20 protein-coding genes and 4 tRNA genes are annotated in these 18,988 nt (G+C 50.3%); 10 read left to right on the plus strand and 14 right to left on the minus strand.

Annotated elements, in window-relative coordinates; all coding sequences use genetic code 11:
- Positions 1-3: 3 nt before the first annotated feature.
- The 5 genes from EPO04_03155 to EPO04_03175 all read right to left on the minus strand — a co-directional run bounded on the left by EPO04_03155 (position 4) and on the right by EPO04_03175 (position 2,037).
- Positions 4-96 (minus strand) — tRNA-Ser (locus EPO04_03155).
- A 40-nt stretch (positions 97-136) separates the two neighbouring features.
- A complete protein-coding gene (locus EPO04_03160) occupies positions 137-1,141 on the minus strand; it encodes an HD domain-containing protein (protein ID TAK89292.1) in 1,005 nt (334 codons plus the stop codon).
- Positions 1,097-1,186, minus strand: a tRNA-Ser gene (locus tag EPO04_03165). The genes EPO04_03160 and EPO04_03165 overlap by 45 nt, the downstream gene beginning before the upstream one ends.
- Before the next feature lie 56 nt (positions 1,187-1,242).
- A tRNA-Arg gene (locus EPO04_03170) sits at positions 1,243-1,319 on the minus strand.
- A 55-nt stretch (positions 1,320-1,374) separates the two neighbouring features.
- The gene (locus tag EPO04_03175) at positions 1,375-2,037 is read right to left on the minus strand and encodes a hypothetical protein (protein TAK89077.1); all 663 of its coding nucleotides are present in this window, start codon (positions 2,035-2,037) and stop codon (positions 1,375-1,377) included.
- Positions 2,038-2,152: 115 nt separating this feature from the next.
- Here EPO04_03175 and EPO04_03180 point away from each other — a divergent pair.
- The 3 genes from EPO04_03180 to EPO04_03190 all read left to right on the plus strand — a co-directional run bounded on the left by EPO04_03180 (position 2,153) and on the right by EPO04_03190 (position 2,845).
- Positions 2,153-2,242: transfer RNA gene (locus tag EPO04_03180), tRNA-Ser, on the plus strand.
- Between the two features lie 119 nt (positions 2,243-2,361).
- Positions 2,362-2,601 carry a CopG family transcriptional regulator gene (locus tag EPO04_03185; GenBank protein ID TAK89078.1) on the plus strand — a complete coding sequence of 80 codons (240 nt, stop codon included), beginning with the start codon at positions 2,362-2,364 and terminating at the stop codon, positions 2,599-2,601.
- A complete protein-coding gene (locus tag EPO04_03190; protein ID TAK89079.1) occupies positions 2,582-2,845 on the plus strand; it encodes a type II toxin-antitoxin system RelE/ParE family toxin in 264 nt (87 codons plus the stop codon). The genes EPO04_03185 and EPO04_03190 overlap by 20 nt, the downstream gene beginning before the upstream one ends.
- On the opposite strand, the gene EPO04_03195 is transcribed toward EPO04_03190, so the two are convergent.
- A complete protein-coding gene (locus EPO04_03195) occupies positions 2,793-3,455 on the minus strand; it encodes a ComF family protein (protein TAK89080.1) in 663 nt (220 codons plus the stop codon). The two genes, EPO04_03190 and EPO04_03195, sit on opposite strands and share 53 nt — an antisense overlap.
- A gap of 150 nt (positions 3,456-3,605) precedes the next feature.
- Here EPO04_03195 and EPO04_03200 point away from each other — a divergent pair, with 150 nt between their 5' ends.
- Complete coding sequence (locus tag EPO04_03200) at positions 3,606-4,043, plus strand: Hsp20/alpha crystallin family protein (protein ID TAK89081.1); 438 nt, start codon at positions 3,606-3,608, stop codon at positions 4,041-4,043.
- A gap of 63 nt (positions 4,044-4,106) precedes the next feature.
- Here EPO04_03200 and EPO04_03205 read toward each other — a convergent pair whose 3' ends face one another.
- The 8 genes from EPO04_03205 to EPO04_03240 form a co-directional block, all read right to left on the minus strand.
- Positions 4,107-4,538 (minus strand): hypothetical protein, encoded by a 432-nt coding sequence (locus EPO04_03205; GenBank protein ID TAK89082.1) that lies wholly within the window; start codon positions 4,536-4,538, stop codon positions 4,107-4,109.
- Positions 4,539-4,616: 78 nt separating this feature from the next.
- Positions 4,617-5,006, minus strand: coding sequence for a hypothetical protein (locus tag EPO04_03210; GenBank protein ID TAK89083.1), 390 nt, complete (start codon positions 5,004-5,006; stop codon positions 4,617-4,619).
- 10 nt (positions 5,007-5,016) lie between these two features.
- A complete protein-coding gene (locus EPO04_03215) occupies positions 5,017-5,415 on the minus strand; it encodes a hypothetical protein (protein ID TAK89084.1) in 399 nt (132 codons plus the stop codon).
- A complete protein-coding gene (locus tag EPO04_03220) occupies positions 5,415-5,786 on the minus strand; it encodes a hypothetical protein (protein ID TAK89085.1) in 372 nt (123 codons plus the stop codon). Before EPO04_03220 ends, EPO04_03215 begins: the two co-directional genes overlap by 1 nt.
- Positions 5,783-6,217 (minus strand): hypothetical protein, encoded by a 435-nt coding sequence (locus EPO04_03225; protein ID TAK89086.1) that lies wholly within the window; start codon positions 6,215-6,217, stop codon positions 5,783-5,785. The genes EPO04_03220 and EPO04_03225 overlap by 4 nt, the downstream gene beginning before the upstream one ends.
- A 37-nt stretch (positions 6,218-6,254) precedes the next feature.
- Positions 6,255-6,683 (minus strand): hypothetical protein, encoded by a 429-nt coding sequence (locus tag EPO04_03230; protein TAK89087.1) that lies wholly within the window; start codon positions 6,681-6,683, stop codon positions 6,255-6,257.
- 34 nt (positions 6,684-6,717) lie between these two features.
- Entirely contained in the window at positions 6,718-7,041 is a 324-nt protein-coding gene (locus EPO04_03235; protein ID TAK89088.1) for a hypothetical protein, read from the minus strand.
- Positions 7,038-7,487, minus strand: a complete 450-nt coding sequence (locus EPO04_03240) for a hypothetical protein (protein TAK89089.1) — start codon at positions 7,485-7,487, stop codon at positions 7,038-7,040. The genes EPO04_03235 and EPO04_03240 overlap by 4 nt, the downstream gene beginning before the upstream one ends.
- Before the next feature lie 95 nt (positions 7,488-7,582).
- On the opposite strand from EPO04_03240, the gene EPO04_03245 reads away from it, so the two are divergent.
- The 6 genes from EPO04_03245 to EPO04_03270 all read left to right on the plus strand — a co-directional run bounded on the left by EPO04_03245 (position 7,583) and on the right by EPO04_03270 (position 18,986).
- Entirely contained in the window at positions 7,583-10,036 is a 2,454-nt protein-coding gene (locus EPO04_03245; GenBank protein ID TAK89090.1) for a hypothetical protein, read from the plus strand.
- Between the two features lie 95 nt (positions 10,037-10,131).
- Positions 10,132-12,444, plus strand: a complete 2,313-nt coding sequence (locus EPO04_03250; protein TAK89091.1) for a hypothetical protein — start codon at positions 10,132-10,134, stop codon at positions 12,442-12,444.
- Positions 12,445-12,499: 55 nt separating this feature from the next.
- Entirely contained in the window at positions 12,500-13,444 is a 945-nt protein-coding gene (locus EPO04_03255) for a PrgI family protein (protein ID TAK89092.1), read from the plus strand.
- A complete protein-coding gene (locus EPO04_03260; protein ID TAK89093.1) occupies positions 13,416-14,168 on the plus strand; it encodes a hypothetical protein in 753 nt (250 codons plus the stop codon). Before EPO04_03255 ends, EPO04_03260 begins: the two co-directional genes overlap by 29 nt.
- Entirely contained in the window at positions 14,168-16,078 is a 1,911-nt protein-coding gene (locus EPO04_03265; GenBank protein TAK89094.1) for a DUF87 domain-containing protein, read from the plus strand. Before EPO04_03260 ends, EPO04_03265 begins: the two co-directional genes overlap by 1 nt.
- A complete protein-coding gene (locus tag EPO04_03270) occupies positions 16,068-18,986 on the plus strand; it encodes a hypothetical protein (GenBank protein ID TAK89095.1) in 2,919 nt (972 codons plus the stop codon). The genes EPO04_03265 and EPO04_03270 overlap by 11 nt, the downstream gene beginning before the upstream one ends.
- Positions 18,987-18,988 lie beyond the last annotated feature (2 nt).

The raw sequence follows: 18,988 nt of genomic DNA on the forward strand, positions 1-18,988 counted from the left end.
TCCTGGCGGAGAGGGAGGGATTCGAACCCTCGCGGGAGATTGCTCCCCCCTACCGGTTTAGCAAACCAGCCCCTTCAGCCACTTGGGTACCTCTCCGTGTTGGTGGCTACAACCGATGATTATACGCAAAAAAGTCCTATCTGGGAACAGTGTTGTCTTGGTATTCGGGCGTTTGGTAACGGTCAGGATAGTAAAGATCCATAATCTGATAAGCAAATTTTGGGTTGGCGCCCCTTTTGATAAAGTTTTTCTTAATGTCATCTTCAATTTCTTTTGGAGTTGGAGGCTCCTCGCCTTCTCGATAAGGACGATAATTATCCATGGCATCAAACTTATCACCAGCTTCAAGAAACTGCTGCAAAATTCTAATCTTTTTGCGATCCTCTTTACTGTGGATACCTAAATCAACCATTACCGATTCAGCGTCACTTGAGGACAAGGTGGGGTATTCTTGAAGCTGGTGATGTAGAGCTACCAGAGCTAAGATTCGGGGATCATCTACTGGGTGCTCCCGCTGTAAACGCCTTACACTTAGCAGGGGATGGGAGTGGAGCTTAACTTTTTTACGCTCATCAGATTTAAACCGTCGCTTTACCTGGTGAGCCAAAACCATTTCGTCAGTTAGATTGCCTTTTTTGTCATTTTGTTGAAGTTTTGGCAGATCGAGCTTGCCGATATCGTGCAGGAAGCCTGCTTGAGCAAGAATCTTAATGTCCTCAGCTGTTATTCCCTCTAGGTGACGGTTGATCCAGGCTAATGCTACAGCATTCTGGGTTACTCCCATGGTATGCTCATGGGTTTCTGGGTCTAGCTTTTTTAGGTCTGCTAAGTGAAAACGAGTTTCTGGACGATGAAGGGCGTGCTCATATAGAGTGTACGGCTCCCGCGGAAGAACCATGTGTCTTTCGTCCCCCTCGCCTTCAACTCTTGGAGAACTTCCGCCAAGCTGCTGCTCAAGCTGGCGGAGGGAATCAGATTTATCACGCTCTTCTAATGGAGAATGGAACTTGGATTCTTCTGATTCTTCGGGGTGAATAAGTAATTCTGGCATAGCGGTTGTGCTTTCTATGCTCAGTATACCGCATCTAATAAGTCCTGGCGGAGAGGGTGGGATTCGAACCCACGATACCCTTTCGGGCATACCGCTTTTCGAGAGCGGCGCCTTCAACCACTCGGCCACCTCTCCAGGTGGGGCTGGGGCAAGGTCCGACCCGGCAAAAGGTCCGACCTCTTTATAATTCCTGGCGCGCTCGGCAGGATTCGAACCTGCGACCTCCAGTACCGCAAACTGACGCTCTATCCAGCTGAGCTACGAGCGCACGTACCAAGGAATTAACTGCTAAAGATTAGCACAAATCAGGTGTGGTGAAAAGCCTAAAACCGGAGGTAGCGAGTTAGGCTTTCAATCCAATCGGGATCGCGATCGACTCGCGGCAAATGCTGGCTCAGAATTTGATCGATTGTTTGAATGTCATCATTTTCGCAAATAAGGGTCAGGCGGGGAACAAAGCGCTTGATTGGCTCGAGGTCAACGCTGTACCAGCCGGTGTCCTGCATCACGCTATAGGAGTGAAAGGAGGAGTAGGCGGTGATGTTGCCATGGATATTGACCCCGCTTGCATCTAGCTGGTAGCTGAGGGTTCGTGGCTGCTTACGGGAGTAGATCATAACTGCGAGCGCCATAACCACCACCACAGCAATACTCAGCCACTGCTGAAAAAAGCCCAGTACTGCAGCAATTATGGCTGTGGCAAGCCATAAACCCAAATACCAAAAGGCCGGCTTTTGGTGGTAAATATACTCGGAGGCCTCCCAGGTATAGCTTTGGGGGAGGTTAGGGTCAACGACCGGAGCGGCTGGAGGAGGAGGGGTGGCTGCTGGTTTATCGCCCTCGGGTTGAGGCTGTGCTTCCGGTTGGGGAGCTGGAGCCGATGGGGGAGTTGGCGGCTGCGGAACGGGTGGTACAGCTGGAGTCGGTGGGGTCGGGAGGGGTGGCACCGGAGTAGGGTTATTTGGTTGTCCGGTTTGTGGATCCACGCTCGCCTCATTTAGGTTATCTTTATTATAACTGTTGGCGGTGAGCTGGCAATGAGCTAAAATGAGGTCCGACCCGGCAAAAGGTCAGACCTTCAGCTAGGTCAGACCTCTACGCGGAGGGGTGGCCGAGTGGTTGAAGGCACTGGTCTTGAAAACCAGCAGGCCCGAAAGGGTCTCGTGGGTTCGAATCCCACCTCCTCCGCCATTGCAATTATTAGAATATAAGCTCAATAACAAAAGAAGCCTTGCGGAAGGAGCATACTGCTCCGTGCAGGATTCGTATCTCTTGTTGACGCTATGACGTCATAGCGCTATAATGGCTATATGAGTAATCTAACCAATAAAACCACTATTTATCTTGATGCTTCTGTGAAGAAATTTATGCAGCATAAAGCTGTAGCTGAGGGGCGCTCGGTGTCTGAAATTGTTAATGAACAGTTTGCCGACATGATGGAGGACTTACACGACATTAAGGTTGTCCATGAGCGGCGCAATGAGCCGACATACCCATTTGAAAAGGTTATGCAGGAGCTCGGTATAACCTATGACCAGTTACGAGATTGAGTTCACCAAAAGCGCTCAAAAGGAGTTATCTAAGCTACCTTCAAAAACCCGTCTCCGAATAGCAAAGGCCATTTATCAACTGCGAGAGAATCCTCGAACCGGCAACACTCGCTCCATGGTGGGCATACCAAGTTGGCGACTCCGAGTTGGTGATTACCGTGTGGTATATGACATTACCGATCAAAAACTTACTATTTTGGTGGTGAGGGTACGTCATCGTCGCGATATTTATAAGCAGCTTTAGTCGAGTAATTATCTGCCAGTACGGCCGCCCAGACCTGGGTGGCCCCAGCTTGGCGTAGCAACTCGGCCCCAGTCGCCAGTGTCGCACCAGTTGAGATAACATCGTCTACCAGAAGGACCCGTTGACCAGCGAGGTTAGCCGTCGTGCCATAGTTAGCCCGGGCCTGCTCCATTCGCTTAACCCGCGAATGCCCCAACTGCCTTTCTTGTGACCTGCGAAACAACAGCTGGCGATAGGGGAGCCGAAGCTCATGTGCAACGTGAAGCCCAAGCAGCTTACCGTGATCAAAACCCCGCTGCCGCACACGTTTGGTAGCGGTTGGTGTTGTGGTAACTACATCAAAGTCGCGATGGGGGAGAGCGGCAATAATTAGCCCCGCAATAACTTTTGCGGCCTCTCTTTGGCGCTCAAATTTGAGCCGATGAACAAGCTGCTTACCCAAACCGTCATAGCTAAAAACGGCCGACAAGCCGGTGAGCGGAAATTGTGTTCGCCTAGCAACGTTCGCTCGCTGCGCAGTCGCAATGCAGTTTTGACAGACCACAATACCCGGCTTTTTACAGCCAACACAGGCAGGCGGAGCTAAGAGCCGGGCTAAGGGTTGGAGCATATTACAAGTTTAGATAACTTAAATTAAATATTGATGAACGCGCCAGCGGTTGCGTAAAAATAAGGAATATGGCTATAATGAGCCAAAGGCAGTGGGGAACGCAGAGGGTGAGAGCCGTATCCAGCTGTTCGCTAATCTAAGGAGAGGACCGTGGCAAAAAAGAATCCGACCAACGATGAAAGCGTTTTGCAGGACGAGTTCCTACAGGACGAAGAGGTTAACACCAACTGGCTCAACGATGATGAGGGTGCTGGCATTGAAGGTCAGCTAGCCGTTGACGTTTACCAGACCAAAGAGAGTGTGGTTATTAAGGCCCCGATTGCCGGCGTTGATTTCCGCAACCTCGATGTTGCCATCGCCGAAGACGTTGTAACCATTCGGGGTGAACGAGTCGAAGAAGAATCAATCAGCCGTGAAGACTACTACGTGGCTGAATGTTACTGGGGAGCCTTTAGTCGCTCAATCATTATGCCGGTAAGCGTTAATGCCGATAAGGCGGAAGCCAGCTTAAAGAACGGCGTACTGGTTATTACCATCCCTAAGGTGGTGCAGGATAAGGTTAAGAAGATCAAGGTTGTTGCTAGCTAAGATTTATTAATCGACCATTAAAAAAGAGCCTTAACGGCTCTTTTTTAATTACTGAGCTTAAACTTAGCTAGTTGGGCTAGCGGTTAATGAACCGGTGACAAAACCGACCACGGCGTAGGCCAAAATAGCGACTACGATACCAACGATTGAGTAAATGATGGTGTTTTTAGCAGCGGTTACTTGGTCGGAGTTACCGGATGAAATCACGTACCGGAATCCACCGTAAATCAACATGATAACCGAAACAGCACCCACCAAGAAGATGAGGATGTTTGAGATTTGCGAGAAGACGCCGTTGGCGCCAAACAAGCTGTCGGCACTACTGGTACCCTTGGAGCAGTCTACGCCCTGATTGATCGTGGAGTTGGCCGGATCAATGGTGGCGGGGCAGTCCGGGCCGGCGGCACCCATGGCGGTGGCTGGCAAAAAGGTGCTAGCAACCACACTGGCGCGCAGGGCGGTGTGTGCAATTGGATTTGATGTTAGTGATTTCACAAGTCTATTCCTGCTTAATGCTTATACTTAGTTTCTGAGGCGAGTATATACCATCTGGCCTTCAGGTTGCAAATCTGTCTAGCCCAGAGCGCCTACAACAAAGTTGACGACCGCGTAGGCCAAGATTGCAACCACAATCCCGATGATGGCATAGAGGATGGTACTTTTAGCGTCCTCAACGTTCTTGGAGTTACCGGCGGATGTAACATACCGGAACCCACCGTAAATCAGGGCGATGACAGCCACGGCCCCAACCAAGAAGAGAACGGTGTTGGTAATGTCGCGGAATGATGTAGTAAGGTCGGCTGGAGTGGTACCCTTAAAGTCAGTGCCAGCACCCTCGCCAGGACGGGACGATTGCGCCCCTTGCTTAATTGGCGATACAGGCTCGTCAGCAAAAACAGCCGGTGTGTATGCTGTTAATATCGCAGCCGCCATTAAAAGTTGATGTTTTGCCTTACGAAACACAATTATCCTCCTAACCAATTCTACTTATGATGAAGTTTACTATAGCGTAAGCCAGAATTGCCACCACCAGACCGGTTATAGCATAAATGATGGTATGCTTGGCGGCCTCAATTTGGGCAGAATTACCGGTTGAGGCAACGTAGCGGAATCCACCGTAAATCAAGGCGATAACTGCGATAGCTCCAACCAAATAAAGCAGGACGTTGGAAGCTGTACGAAAGGTTTTCTTGAGTGAGTCATCGGAGGTACCTGGGCTACCACTGCAAGAATTACCTCCACCAATGTTCGCCCCATTACAAATCTCGCTTTCGGTAGTGGCATGAGCTGCAGGAGCAACAGTCACAGCGACTGGCGCAGAAAAAATAAGCGCCAAGAACACAATATGCAGAGAAGCAATAAATCGTCTCATTAGAATAAACTCCCAATCACAAAGCCAACGATCTGTCGTGCCAACAGCGCTACAATTAGGCCGGTAACGGCGTAAACAATGGTGTTTTTAGCCTGCTTAATCCGATCTTGGTCGCCGGTAGAAGTGACATAACGTACCGCGCCTATTAGCAGAGCAATGACAGCAAGCGCGCCAACTAGGAAGAAAACCGAGTTGAGAATGTTTCCCAGGGCACCCTCAAATCCGCTCTTGTCACAAGGGGCACCAGCTGCACTGGCGCCTTTGCAGGCTGGACTCGGAGTATCTTCTGCCAAAGCGGCGAGGGGGGAGGATAAGACGGCTACTTGAACCGCAACCGTTACAGCAAGTAATTTTTTATTTAATGGCTTCATTGCCCTAATGTTCCAATTACAAATCCAATAATAACACGTGCTAAAGCTACCACCACCAGGCCAGCTACAGCGTAGGTAATGGTTTTTTTAGCCGATTCAACTCGGCCTCTATCGCCAGTTGAGGTTATGTAGCCGATTCCACCTATAACCAGAAAGACAACCGATACCAGTCCGCCAATATAGATAAAGGCGTTGGTGAGGGTAGTAAGGTAGGCCGGCGTGCCGTCCTCTTGATTTTGAAGGTCACCAGCTTTGGTGCAGCCGGCCACGTCGCCACCAGCCTTCTTAATGTCCTCGCAAGCCGGCTTGGTAAGCAGGTCGGAGGGAGTGGCGGCTTGCGCTGTGTCCATATGTAAAACTTGAGGCATTGCCACTACCGCCACGACGGCTAGCACAAGAGTGATAATTCCGGTAAGTATAAGCCGTTTCATGGCTTGCATTGTATCTGATGTCAGATGGGGTGTAAAGTTAGCCCGACGGACTACTGGCAATAACAAAGCCAACTATTGCTCCGGCGGTAATTGACACAACCAGACCAATAATGGCGTAGGTTATGGTATTTTTGGCACTTTGAATCTTTCCGCTATCCCCATTGGAGCTGGAGTATTTAATTCCACCAATAACAAGGTAAATTACCGATAGGGCACCGGCAACAGTCGACAACACACCCACAGCGGTTTTAGCAATATTACTTAAGCTAATAACAGGTATTCCGAGTGGGTCATGAGACCTCTCGCCAGCTGGCTTTTGCGAAGGGGAGTCGAGACAGTTTTTATAGTCTGCATCCTTACAGCCAGTGATGCTTTCGGCAGCCATGGTTGGCTGAAAAGAAAAACCGAGAGCTACGATAAGAGTAGTCGCTAAAGTTAGGCCTGTTGCAAAACGCTTGAGCTTCATACTGATCATCCTATCTCATTTAGACATTGCTATGCTAGTCGAACTGCCGAACAAGGTATTCAACAATAAGGTATGAGCCGCTAGCCAAAATAAGACCTAGCACCGCGTAGGTGATGGTATTTTTAGCTTCGGAAACCTTTCTAGGGTCACCCTGCGAGGTGATGTATTGAATACCTGCCCAGGTCACAATAATAACGGCTACCACGCCGCACAGAGTAGTTATTAGTTGGATGGCGTTGGCCAACAAAATTCCAAAAACATCAATATTATCAAACTTAGGTGGATTGGACAGACCATTATATAGACTAGGCAGGACATCGCGGCGATCCTGATCGGCCAATTTAACGATTAAACTCATCTAAACACCTTTGCCCCTTCTGGTAGCAGAAACTGCAGAATTGAGAACATAAGTAAGTATAGAACCAAACCAGTAACCGCTCCCTTTAATCTATCTTTAGCCCCTTGAACCTGACTTGAGTCTCCGGCGGAGATAACATACTGGAATCCAGCTATCGCCACTATTAGTATGAGAATGAGGCCAAAAATAGCACTAAACCAGCGAATGGCAGCAGATAAAAAGGCGAAGATAGGGTTTTGCGAACTGTCGCCAATGCACTCGTCGCCCAGGGTGTGGTTAGGGGTCCCGCTCTTATCCCTGCCATTCCATATTGTACTAACCGGCACCCCACCTTTATCTTTACAGGCTTTTTGCAAATCGGTATCAGCATAGGCTGGCGCGCTAAAGCTGCCAAGCATTGTGACTAGCATGGCGGGAACCATAAGAATGAGAGCAAGTCGTTTCATCTGCGCCCATTCTATAAACCTAAAGCATATCCTGTCAAAGCTAACGCTTATTGAAGATGGTGCAATTCAGGTAGAAATCTATTAAACTTATGCTTATGAAGGTGGGTATTTACAAAAGATTTTCAATCGCCCTTATTTTAATTGCAGCGACTGCTAGCCTTGGCTTGCCATTTTTTAGTGAACCTGCTCATGCCGCCAGTGAAAGCTACCTATTCTTTTTTAAGGATGGTGACAAGAGTGATGTTCAAAAAGGGCTAGACGGCAAAACGGACCTAGATCGAAACAACCTCACAAAAACAACCGTTTACATAAAGGATGGCATTTTTGGGGATAATAAGGTGCCTTTATATTATGATTCCTCCGGATCATCGGTAGCAGGAAAGCCGCGTTATACAACCACTTATTACTGCTTTAACAATAAGCCGGTGACTTCACTGCCCCCAAATCAAGCAATCCCTTCTTACCAGACCATTGAATTAACTGCAACGATCACGGGGAGTCCAGATGTTACAAAGAGTGGTATAAGCTCTCATATTTTACCAGCAAAACTAAGCTATGATGCCACTTATATAGGAACGGGTCCCGGTTCAGTCCCTCGCTCCTGTCTACCTTCAGCCGTCAGTCCGAGTAGTAGTCAAGGTAGTGTGGGCTTAGAAAACTATAATCAGCTTACGTCCGGCGGCAAAAGAGCGTGGGGTAGCCTACAGACGAGTACTGAGGCTAGTGCCGCCTCCAACCCAAGCACAAGTGCTGGCACTGGAGAGGATGACGACGAGCCAACCTGTCAATCCGAAGGCGGCGCATTAGCCTGGGTTTTCTGCCCAATGATTGAAATAATTCATGACACTGTTGGCAAGATGATGAAGGATTTCATTCTTAACCAACTAGAATATGACCCCCTGAGCGTCGTACCGGGCGACGGAAATACAGCGGCAAATAATTTATACAACGTGTGGGGCAACATCCGTGCTCTTGCCAATATACTGTTTGTGCTAATCTTCTTGTTCATTGTATTTGCTAACACGGTCGGTATGAATATCAATGCCTACACCGTTAAAAAAATGCTGCCCCGTCTGGTCGCTGCGGTTGTACTGGTTCAGGTTTCATTTATTATCTGCTCCTTAGTTATTGATGCTGGAAATATAGCCGGACAAGGACTAGGTAGCCTTATAACCACCGCTCTTCCAGGCGCAGTAACCGAAGGGGCGGGTAGTGGAATTGGGGTAGGCTGGTCGGTTTTGAGTGGAGCTATTTTAGCCATTTTAGCGGTGGTCATCATTACAAAAATTGGTATTGCTGCGGTTCTTTTACTCGCATTAGGAGCGTTTTTCTCGGTTTTGTCGGTGGTTATAACGCTAATACTGCGCGACCTCATTATTAGCGTACTAGTAATTACCTCGCCACTTGCCTTTGCCGCCTGGGTCCTGCCAGGAACTGAGAAAATATTTAAAACTTGGTGGCGATTGTTTGTTCGCATAATTGTAATGTACCCAATGATTGTGCTGCTGTTTTCAGTGAGTAGCGTTCTGTCGGCAGCCAGCGCCGGTACCACCGGAACGGCCGGTTTTGTTCAATCGGTTATCGCTGGAATATTCCCAATTATTGCCTTCTTTATGGTGCCATGGACCTTTAAGTGGGCCGGTGGCGCCATGGCAATGACGGCGGGTTATGTGGATGGCTGGACTAGCCGAGCAGGCGCGGCAACCGACAGAGGTCTTAGGAATAGCAAGCCCTACCAAGCTAACCAGCAGCGCCTCCAGGCACGGCGCGATTTAAGAAGCAGCCAGAAGCTCGGAAATCAATTAGGTAGCAGTAATGCTGCCAGGAGGGCCTGGGGAACTTTTATGGCTACGGGGGCGCCATTTGGGGGAAGGCTTAACCCAAATGGTGGATGGGGCAAAACAAGTCCTGCGGTTCAGCAAAAAGCCGATGACGCATTAAAGCAAGCCCGGGAAACCGCCCAAAATAATCTCCAGAACACCGGCACACAAGACCTTAAAGATAAGTTTGCAGCAACCGATGCTAGCGGCAAACTCAAGAACAAGACAATGGGTGTGGCAGCAATTGGTGAGCTTGCAAAGCGGGGTCAGCTTACCAGTCAACATTTGGCGGCAATTCAAAAGACGTACGGAGCTGGCAGCCGTGAGGCAGGAATAGCCATGAAGTATGCACAGGGTCAGATGAGTGATAAGGCTAAAGATAATCACCCAATTTTGGCTTATGCGGACGCCGGCGCCAAGATTGATGCTGCCGGTAACTTTACCGAAATCAGCAAGAGCACTCATGACAGAATCACACAGAACACCTCTCCAAAATCGCTTGGTAGTCTGACTCAGCAGGGCCTGGCGGACATGCTGAACGCCACTGTTAAAGATGAAAAAGGCAACGACATGACATATACAGATAGTCGAGGAAATACTCGGAAGAGAAATGGCTTAGATGCTGTAGCCACGCACACCCTAAATGCCGCGGTTAATGATCCGAAGATTACTCGCAACATGCATCCAGACGTCCTTCGTGACCTTAGGGCTGAAGCGAGGAATCGCTAAAAGCCGACTTACCTTAACCCGCTTATCCTTGTATCTGTACACCAGATGGGATACGATGTTCTATTCGTCTTTGTATAAAGGTAGAGCAAATTATCATGCAGACAATCAGGCGAGCAGTACTGGCGGCGCTGCTGGCATACACCATGCTGATCGGTATTATTGGACCGCTCAGCCAGATGTCGTTGACCGCTGGTGCCAAGCCCGCGGCTTTTAGCATTGGTAAGCCCGCCTACGCCGCCACCGCGCAAGAAGCATGTAGCTCTTATACGGGCAAAGATAAGTCTGCCTGCGAGTCCGGGTACAGGGGTGGCGATGACGGTAAGACCCGTTCTGAAACTTGTGACAGGTATGCCAATAGCAATCAAAGTGCCTTAGCCTGCTCGGCTGGATTTGATGCGGCGTTGATGTTGCACAATGGTAATCCAACCACCACTAGTTCAAATGGCGAGTCTGGCTCAACCGATCGCGAAGAGGGCTGCGCTAAGGCTCAGGGGCCAGCGGCTTGGTTTACCTGTCCAATGTTTGATCGCATCACCAACTTTATGGTTGAGGGCGGCCAAGAGATTATTAGGCAGTTCTTGGTAATTGAGCCGCTTAAGTTTGAGGGTCCAATGTATGACACCTGGAATACGGTTCGTACGCTTACAAATGTGCTGTTTGTATTGATCTTTTTGGTGGTTATATTTGGCAACACAGTCGGTATGAGCGCCTACCATATTCGCAGCATGATACCAAAGTTGGTTGTGGCGGTTTTACTGGTGCAAGCATCATTCTTAATCACCGCGGTAGGGGTTGATATTGGCAACATTCTTGGAGCTGGGGTGGTTCAGTTGATATCGGGCGTAATGAACCATGGAGCGACCGTTAGCGGGCCCAGTGGTGACGCCTTAGCGGGTAACCTCTTTTTAGCGGCCGGGTTGGTTGTTTTGGTAACAATCGGGTGGGAGATTGCCGGACCTTTGTTGCTATTGGTGTTTTTGAGCGCCATCGCCATGATTGTAACTTTAGCTTTTCGCTACTTTTTAATTGGCGTACTGATTGTTGTTTCTCCGCTAGCCTTCGCGGCGATGGTGTTGCCAGGAACAGAACAGTACTTTGACCGCTGGCGCAGCACTTTTATTAGACTTATTTTAATGTACCCAATCATCATGGCGTTACTGGCTCTGGCCGCAAATGTAGGGGCATTAATGCCGGTGTCGGCTGACAGTGGTGCGTTTGGCGGCGATGCCGCCCAAGCCCTGGCGCCAATTGTAATTAAGGTCTTGGTTTTAATTGCCTGTTTTTCGGCCGTACCAATGACCTTTAAGTGGGCCGGCGGTTTTATGGAGCTGGCTGCCAGTCGGATAGATGATATTCGCAAGGGCGGTCACCGCGCGGTTAGAGGTAGCGATGCGTGGAAGGCGGGGCGTCACCGTCAGGCTAGTCGGGCGGCCAACCGGGCCGATCGAGCGGCGGCGTTTGCCAACGAAGGAGCCGGTAAAAACATTTTTGGCCGCGACAACTCGGCCAGCAGGTTCTTACAGGGGGCCTTGGTTGGAGTGGCTGGTGCGTCGGCAGGTGGCGGCCTGGATGGCGCTCTAACACGGGAACGACGCAAGCAAGCGGCCATTGGTAAAATTATGGATGACTTTAAGAGTCTGAACGTGTCGCGCGGAGACAAGCAAAAGCTGGTGGCGGCCCGGTCTAAGCGAGAGGTGCCGGCCAGCCTGCAGCCTTACTACTCAACACTTGGGCAAGCGGCGGCGTTTCGTTCGCTCAACAAGGATAAGGCCCGGGGTGAGGCGGCGAGCAGTGAGGCGGCTCTGGCGGCAATGGCGGTTACCGCCGAAGGAAAGCGGCGAGCCGAAGAGATTCGCAAGCTGGCCTACCAAGGTGAAGGCGGAGCAATGTATGGCGCCGACCCGGCTCTGGCTAATGGTGGTCTGGGCGGTAAACAAGCGCTTAAGCCCGGTTCTGGTAGCAAGATTAAATCGAGCGATGTAGCTGGCATTATGTCGAATGTTGATTCGGTCCGCCGCAACTTTGGCCACAGCCTGAGTGGTGGGGTAGAAAAAGCCACCCGTCAAATGGGAGCGGTTAATGCAGCAGGCAAGGTAACCGGCCCCGATTTTGTTGAGCAGCACTTGCAGGCCCACGGCCTGGTTGGCGGTCTGGCCACCGACTTAAGTGTTCAGGCCTTTAAGGACTCCTTAAAAGGTCGGCATTTCTCGGAGACATCGGGTGATGCTAGACGTGAGATGAAGGACGTATTAACCAATGCCGAAGCTGGCCGGCGAATTATGGTGCTGCAAAACTTTGAGGCGAGCTTGCGGGCAGCTGGTCGCACCACCGAAGCCAACGAGGTACAACGGCGCCATACCAATCTGCAAAACCTACGTAACGAAGCCAATACTTTAATTACCGACTAACTCCTTACCGGTCGACAACCATAACCATTTTTTATAAGATAGGGTCAGGAGAGGTATGGGCACATATAAGGTTCCACAGAACGTTGAGGCCGAGGATAAAATCCTAGGGCCGTTGTCGCTCAAGCAGTTCATTTATGCACTGATTGGCTTGGCGTGGGGCTTTTTAACCTTCGCGCTGTTTCGCCAGGTGATTGTGCTGTGGGTTTTAATTGGTATTCCACCGGCACTTTTCTTATTGGCGCTTGGACTCTACCAGAAAGAGGATCAGCCGCTTGAGACCTTTGTAATTGCCATTTTCCAGTTCCTGGTTAGACCAAAGACCAGACTATGGCACAAGGAGCCAATTGCCGAGGTGTTTCGCCTAGAGCCACCCCCACCCAAGGCCGAGATCGCTCACCGAGATCCACGCGAAGTTAGGGGACAGCTGCAGCGTTTAGCCGAGCTGGTTGATACACGAGGTTGGTCGGCCAAGCAGCCAGAGCTACAAGAGGCGGGGGACGAAGCTCCGGTAATCGACTTAATGGACCGGATTGGTGCCGGTGCGCTGGTGCCACAACAAACCCCTTCACTGGGTGGAGCAGCGGTACTAACTCCAGCGCCAGCCGGCATGGTGGCGGCACCCGCTACTACCGACGCCCCCGCCGCACCTAATCCTGGCGACCCAGGTATTACCGAAGAAGATGACATCTTGGCCGAAGGTGGCCAGGTCAGCCAAAACCTTAACACGCTGATTCAAAACAGCGTTAAAAGTATGCGCGCCGAAGCGGTTGAACGCATGAAAAAACCGACCGCTCCGGTTGCAGCGAAAAAGGTTTCGCCCACCACTCCAAGCACAAGCGGATTAACAGCGCCTCTATCTGGTGATATACTTAAGCTAGCAACTGAAGGTGGAGATCTGACGGTGGCTCAAATTGCCGCTCAGGCTCACAGGAAACAAGATTTAGTAGAGGGTCAAACGGTACAAGTTCGGAATGGCAACACCACAACCACAACCAGCTAAAAAGGGCCCAAAAAAGAACGGGACCCAGGACACCATTTTAATTTCGGAGATCCGAGATGGAATTGTGGTGATGCGTGATGGCAGCTTACGGGCCGTAGTTATGGCCAGCGCAATTAACTTCGACTTAATGAGCCCTCAAGAACGCGACTCGGTTGAGTACGCCTACCAGAGCTTTTTAAACTCGCTTCACTTTCCAGTTCAGATCCTAATTAAGTCACAGAAGCTCGATTTAGATAACTACATCGCCAAACTGGCTCAGCTGCGCCAAGACCAAGACAACGATTTGCTCGGTCTACTAATGGACGACTACATTGCCAACATTCAATCGCTGGTTGACGAGGTGAACATCATGGATAAGCAGTTCTATGTGGTGGTTCCGTTCTTCCCGCCAGCAATGACCAAGGTTAAGAAGGGTAATTTGGCTACCGGCTTAATGGGTGCCTTAAAACAGCAAGACGTAACCACCGTAAACGAAACCGATTTTGCGGCGTTTAAGGAAGAGTTAACCCAGCGGGTTCAAATGGTATCATCGGGACTCAGTCAGATGGGGGTACGCAACATTCCACTTAACACCCAGGAGCTAATTGAGCTTTATTACAGCAGCTACAACCCAGATGTGGCCCAAAACCAGCGCTTAACCGAAGCAGCGCAGCTGCAAACCGCCGCGGTCACCAAGGGTGAGGGGCAGGCTCCAACTCAACTAGCTCAAGGAGGACCTTTCTAGTGGGGCTTTTTGGTAAAAAACCAGATCAAGATCCGGTAGCGCTGGCCGAAGCCCAGCGGTTACGCGAACAACAAGAAGCCGAGGCGATCTACCGCCAGGGCATTGTGAGTCTACGCGACCTAATCGCGCCTCCATCACTCGAAATTGCTGGCGACCACCTGCGAGTAGGCACCCGGTTTGCTCGTACCTTATACGTGTACGGTTACCCGCGACAGATTTACACCGGCTGGTTGAGCCCAATCATCAACCTCGATGAGGTGCTCGACATCAGTATGTTTATCTACCCGGTTGAGAGCCAGGTGGTTCTAAACAACCTACGCCGAAAGGTGGGTCAGCTCGAAGCCAGCTACGCCATCAACCAAGAAAAGGGGAGGGTTCGTGACCCAGCCCTAGAGGCAGCCATTCTCGATGCCGAAGAACTACGTGACAAGCTGCAGGTGGGCGAGGAGCGATTCTTCCGCTTTGGACTTTACGTTACCATCTACGGCGATAGCATGGATGAGATTAAAAATGTTCAACGAAAACTTGAGGGAATCTTTGGTCAGTCGCTGGTATACAGTAAGCCGGCCAGCATGCAAATGGAGCCAGGCTTTAACTCAACCCTGCCGATGGCTAACGACCAGCTTCAGGTTAGCCGCAACATGAACACCGGGGCGCTATCGACCAGCTTCCCATTTACCTCGGCCGAACTCAGCCACAACGAAGGCGTGCTTTACGGCGTCAACCGTCACAACAACGGCTTGGTTTTGTTTGACCGCTTTACGCTCGAAAACGCCAATATGGTGGTATTCGCTAAGTCCGGTGGCGGTAAGTCGTTTGCGGTTAAACTAGAGGCCTTGCGCAGCTTAATGATCGGTACCGAGGTATTGGTAATCGACCCCGAAAACGAGTATCAAACCCTGTGCGAAGCGGTTGGTGGTAGCTATTTGCGACTGAGCCTAGCCTCACAGAACCGCCTTAACCCGTTTGATCTACCGCACGTACTCGATAGCGAGGATGCCGATAACGCCCTGCGGGCCAACATCATCACCCTGCACGGCCTGCTACGGCTAATGATGGGTGGTGACGCCGCGCCGCTCAGCCCGGCCGAAGACGCCGACTTAGATGTGGCCATTATTAATACCTACGCAAAGGCCGGTATTACTAACGATCCGCTAACTCATAGCGCCACGCCACCAACCATGAATGACCTTCATAAAACTTTAAGTGAGATGAGTGGAAACGGTCCGTCATTGGCCCAGCGCTTACGCAAGTACACCACCGGCACCTTTGCTGGAATCTTTAGTGAGCAGTCCAACGTTGATTTGTATAACAAGTTCGTGGTGTTTAATATTCGCGACCTCGAAGACGAGCTGCGCCCGGTCGGTATGTACATTGTGCTCAACTACATCTGGAACAAGGTTAAATCCGACAAGCGCCGGCGTATCTTGGTGGTTGATGAGGCCTGGCAGTTAATGAAGTATGAAGATTCGGCCAACTTTATGTTTAGTATTGCCAAGCGAGCCCGTAAATACCAGCTGGGCCTAACCACGATTTCGCAGGACGTTGATGACTTTTTGAGCTCACGTATGGGTCGAGCGGTGGTCAGTAACTCTTCGCTACAACTTCTACTTAAGCAAGCGCCGTCTTCGGTCGACATTGTGGGTGAGACCTTTAAGCTGACTAGCGAGGAAAAGAGCCGGTTGACCAGTTTTCCGGTGGGCGAGGGGCTGTTCTTTGCCGGGTTGAACCATGTGGTTATGCGAATTTTGGCCTCCCAAACCGAGAGCCAGTTGATTACCACCAGCCCGCAACAGGTGGCAGCCCAGCAGGCGGCCCAGCAGTATCAACAGGAGGCCCAACAAGCGGCTCCTCCACCGGCAAGCCAACCACTGGAGACAGGAGAGCAGGAGCTAAACAGTGCCGGTTGAGGAACGTGATCGTCAAATTGCCGGTGGGGCATCTGACGATGCTGCGGCAGCGAAACGAGCAGCTAAAGCCGAGGAGGCTCGTGAACTTGGTTTATATATTCCAGAAGATTTTGTCGATAATCCACAGAATCCAGGTAGCAACACTGGTATTGCAAAGCCCGATAGCACTGAAGAAAATCTAAAGGGTAGTGATGACTCCCAAATGCGGCGGGTTGGCCGAATGCGCGGTCTGGCTGACCGGGCGGTCACGCAGTTTAGGGGACTGAGCGGTAATCGGCGGGTGGTTGCCGCCGTACTGGGTGGCGGCGGAATTGTTGGCATTATGATAGCGCTGTTTTTAACCTTTGCTCAGTTTAAGCTCATTCACATGATGGAGAATATGGCTGATCATTTATTTTCGCGCAACCAGCACATGTTTGAGGTTCGCCGTGACGTTTATATGCGCGAGTTTTACAATAACTACCTTGGTGCGCCGGATAGCAACATCGACGATAGCACCGCCACTCTCAGCCAACAGATTATGCGTCGAATGAAGGATGGGTTAGAGCCTCGGCTAAACGAAAAGTACAAGGTTGAGGTTAAAGCTGATCCAGCTAGCCCGCGCTACAAACGCGTAAAGTTTACCGACAAGCGGACCGGCCAAGTGACCGAGTTTAGTACCGCGTTTACTAATAGTGAGGACCGGCGCCGTGCCCGGGAGTTCAATAAGCAGGTTAGCCGTGAAATAACCCGAGACGATGGCTGGCTCAAGCGAGTCTGGTTTAAGGGGCGGATGACTAGAATAACCGGCACTAAATGGAACTGGCTTGATCCAATCAAGCAGCCATACAATAAAGCCAAGTTGGCCGCCTCCAATCAAGTAGCAAAGTTTCTTTTAAGCGACCAGAGTAAGGCGTCTGGACTGCGTAAGCAGTTGATTTCAAAACTCTTTGGCGACACCGATATTGAGGATAGCGTGAATTCAGAAATTAGCACGGCCGCGAGCGCCGATGACGCCCAAAAACTTTTATCTGAAAAAATAACCTCGGCGGCCTCAAAGGGGGTTAGCACTGTCGGTTTGGCGGTATTGGCGGTTCAGGTTGGTTGTTCAATCGACGACCTATTATCTAAAGACACCTTCAATAAGGCTGTGCGACAAAAGATGGAGATTGAGTATATGACTCAATACGCCTCAATGATTAGTAAATCTAGTCAGCTAAAACTCGGTAAAACCGACGGCAATACGGTTAATGCCCACATGGCTATGATGACCTTTACCGATAAAAACGGTAGGCCCCATGATGTGGCGGAAAGTAATAATTACCGCCGGGCTACCGGAGAAAAGGTCGACTACCACCCAACCGATAACTGCAATGATTATTCTGAACTATGTGAAGCAAAGCTACCCGGTAAAGCCACCAGCGACCACGCCATTGCTGGTAACTTTTTGGCGGGAGCAGGAGCGGCTAGCTCAGCCTACAACTCCACCGCTTACCAGGTTGCAGCTAAGGTTATACCGTTACCTGGAATTCCAGGCAGTTTTGGTACCGATGCGGTTTGTTACGCCTGGGATCACGGAATAAAGCAGATATCAAATGGTGTTGCTGACGTTGTTGATCGCTTACTTAGCGCAGTACCAGTTGTACGTACTGTGTGGGGGGAGATTAAGGGAGCTAGCGCAGATGTTGTCGGCGCAATTAATGATAAGTTTATGGGCTGGATAGCGGTGTCGGTGGTTGATGCGGATACCACGGGTCCATTCTTAGCTAGCGCCACTGGCGCAGGCGGTAGCCTAGCGGCGGCTTCAGCGGCTGGATCACCGGTAGGAACCGATGCGACCGGAGATGACAGCCAGGCTTGTCACAATAAATCAGCCGAGGAAAAAGCCCAAGATGATAGCTTTTGCGGCAAACCATTAAGTCGAGATCAAATCGCCCAGACAGATCGTGTGATTGCGCAGGAAGAGTATGAAGACGCTAAAAACGCTCCTTTCATGACCAAGATTGCCTCGCTCGACACACCTTACTCTCTAGCTAGCAAAGTGGTGGACGCAATCCCTGCCTCACCCCAAACTCTTACCGATCGCACCAGCCAGTTTATTATTGCTGCCACCAATCCACACTCGCTAATGAAAGCCCTGCGTAACCTACCTAACGCGCTGTCGCCACAAGCCATAGCCTCCCAGGGCCAGGGTTCGCTGGTAGTAAACAGTGATGGCACCGATCAGTACAACACCCGCATTTACGGTCATACCGAAGAAGATCTACAAAAACCCCTCGATTCACCCGGCTTAGAGAATCTTGATAGGAATACGGGGTGTAGTATTATCGCTGGACTAAAAGGTAAAAAGGACAAGCATGGTGATCCAATAGAACTGCCTGAGAAATGCGAGATAGATGGTCAAAGTGGAAACTACAGTGTTAATAGCCCAGATACGCCAGACAACCCTGGAGATGTTACGGGTGATGCTAAAACTATTGCCCAACACATACTTGACGAAGCTGATAAAGATAATCCAAAAATAATTTTTAACCCTACTATGTATAACTCCCAAGATGAGGCGGATGGATCTACCCCCCGTAAAAATGTTGAGCAAATTGCCCACGGCCAAAAAGCAAAAACCACTACCACCTGTGGGGGTAGCCGCGGGGGAGCAGTACCGCCAGTATCCGAAGTTGTACTTAACACAAGCCTACTTAAGTTTATACTTGAGCTTAGTGGTAGAACCACCATCCATATAAACGCACTGGCCGGGCAATGCCACCATGATACATCGTCAAATCATTACAAGGGCAAGGCTATTGACTTTGGTTGTCCATTAAATGCAAGTGAGGCTGATGCAGTGGGGCGAAAATACGGAATATCGGACGGTACGGGTGAGTACTGCTCAAATACATCACACTACCACTACTCGGTCGGGGGTCACTAGGC

This window comes from Patescibacteria group bacterium, assembly GCA_004297735.1.
Lineage (GTDB): Bacteria > Patescibacteriota > Saccharimonadia > UBA4664 > SCTI01 > SCTI01.

Excerpts from the sequence above, each read along its gene's own strand:
- EPO04_03220 (TAK89085.1), bottom strand. The coding sequence starts at position 5,786 with ATGAAGCCATTAAATAAAAAATTACTTGCTGTAACGGTTGCGGTTCAA.
- EPO04_03240 (TAK89089.1), bottom strand. The coding sequence starts at position 7,487 with ATGAAACGACTTGCTCTCATTCTTATGGTTCCCGCCATGCTAGTCACA.
- EPO04_03225 (TAK89086.1), bottom strand. The coding sequence starts at position 6,217 with ATGAAACGGCTTATACTTACCGGAATTATCACTCTTGTGCTAGCCGTC.
- EPO04_03260 (TAK89093.1), top strand. The coding sequence starts at position 13,416 with ATGGCAACACCACAACCACAACCAGCTAAAAAGGGCCCAAAAAAGAAC.
- EPO04_03190 (TAK89079.1), top strand. The coding sequence starts at position 2,582 with ATGACCAGTTACGAGATTGAGTTCACCAAAAGCGCTCAAAAGGAGTTA.
- EPO04_03255 (TAK89092.1), top strand. The coding sequence starts at position 12,500 with ATGGGCACATATAAGGTTCCACAGAACGTTGAGGCCGAGGATAAAATC.
- EPO04_03250 (TAK89091.1), top strand. The coding sequence starts at position 10,132 with ATGCAGACAATCAGGCGAGCAGTACTGGCGGCGCTGCTGGCATACACC.
- EPO04_03195 (TAK89080.1), bottom strand. The coding sequence starts at position 3,455 with ATGCTCCAACCCTTAGCCCGGCTCTTAGCTCCGCCTGCCTGTGTTGGC.
- EPO04_03185 (TAK89078.1), top strand. The coding sequence starts at position 2,362 with ATGAGTAATCTAACCAATAAAACCACTATTTATCTTGATGCTTCTGTG.
- EPO04_03245 (TAK89090.1), top strand. The coding sequence starts at position 7,583 with ATGAAGGTGGGTATTTACAAAAGATTTTCAATCGCCCTTATTTTAATT.
- EPO04_03230 (TAK89087.1), bottom strand. The coding sequence starts at position 6,683 with ATGAAGCTCAAGCGTTTTGCAACAGGCCTAACTTTAGCGACTACTCTT.
- EPO04_03160 (TAK89292.1), bottom strand. The coding sequence starts at position 1,141 with ATGCCCGAAAGGGTATCGTGGGTTCGAATCCCACCCTCTCCGCCAGGA.
- EPO04_03215 (TAK89084.1), bottom strand. The coding sequence starts at position 5,415 with ATGAGACGATTTATTGCTTCTCTGCATATTGTGTTCTTGGCGCTTATT.
- EPO04_03235 (TAK89088.1), bottom strand. The coding sequence starts at position 7,041 with ATGAGTTTAATCGTTAAATTGGCCGATCAGGATCGCCGCGATGTCCTG.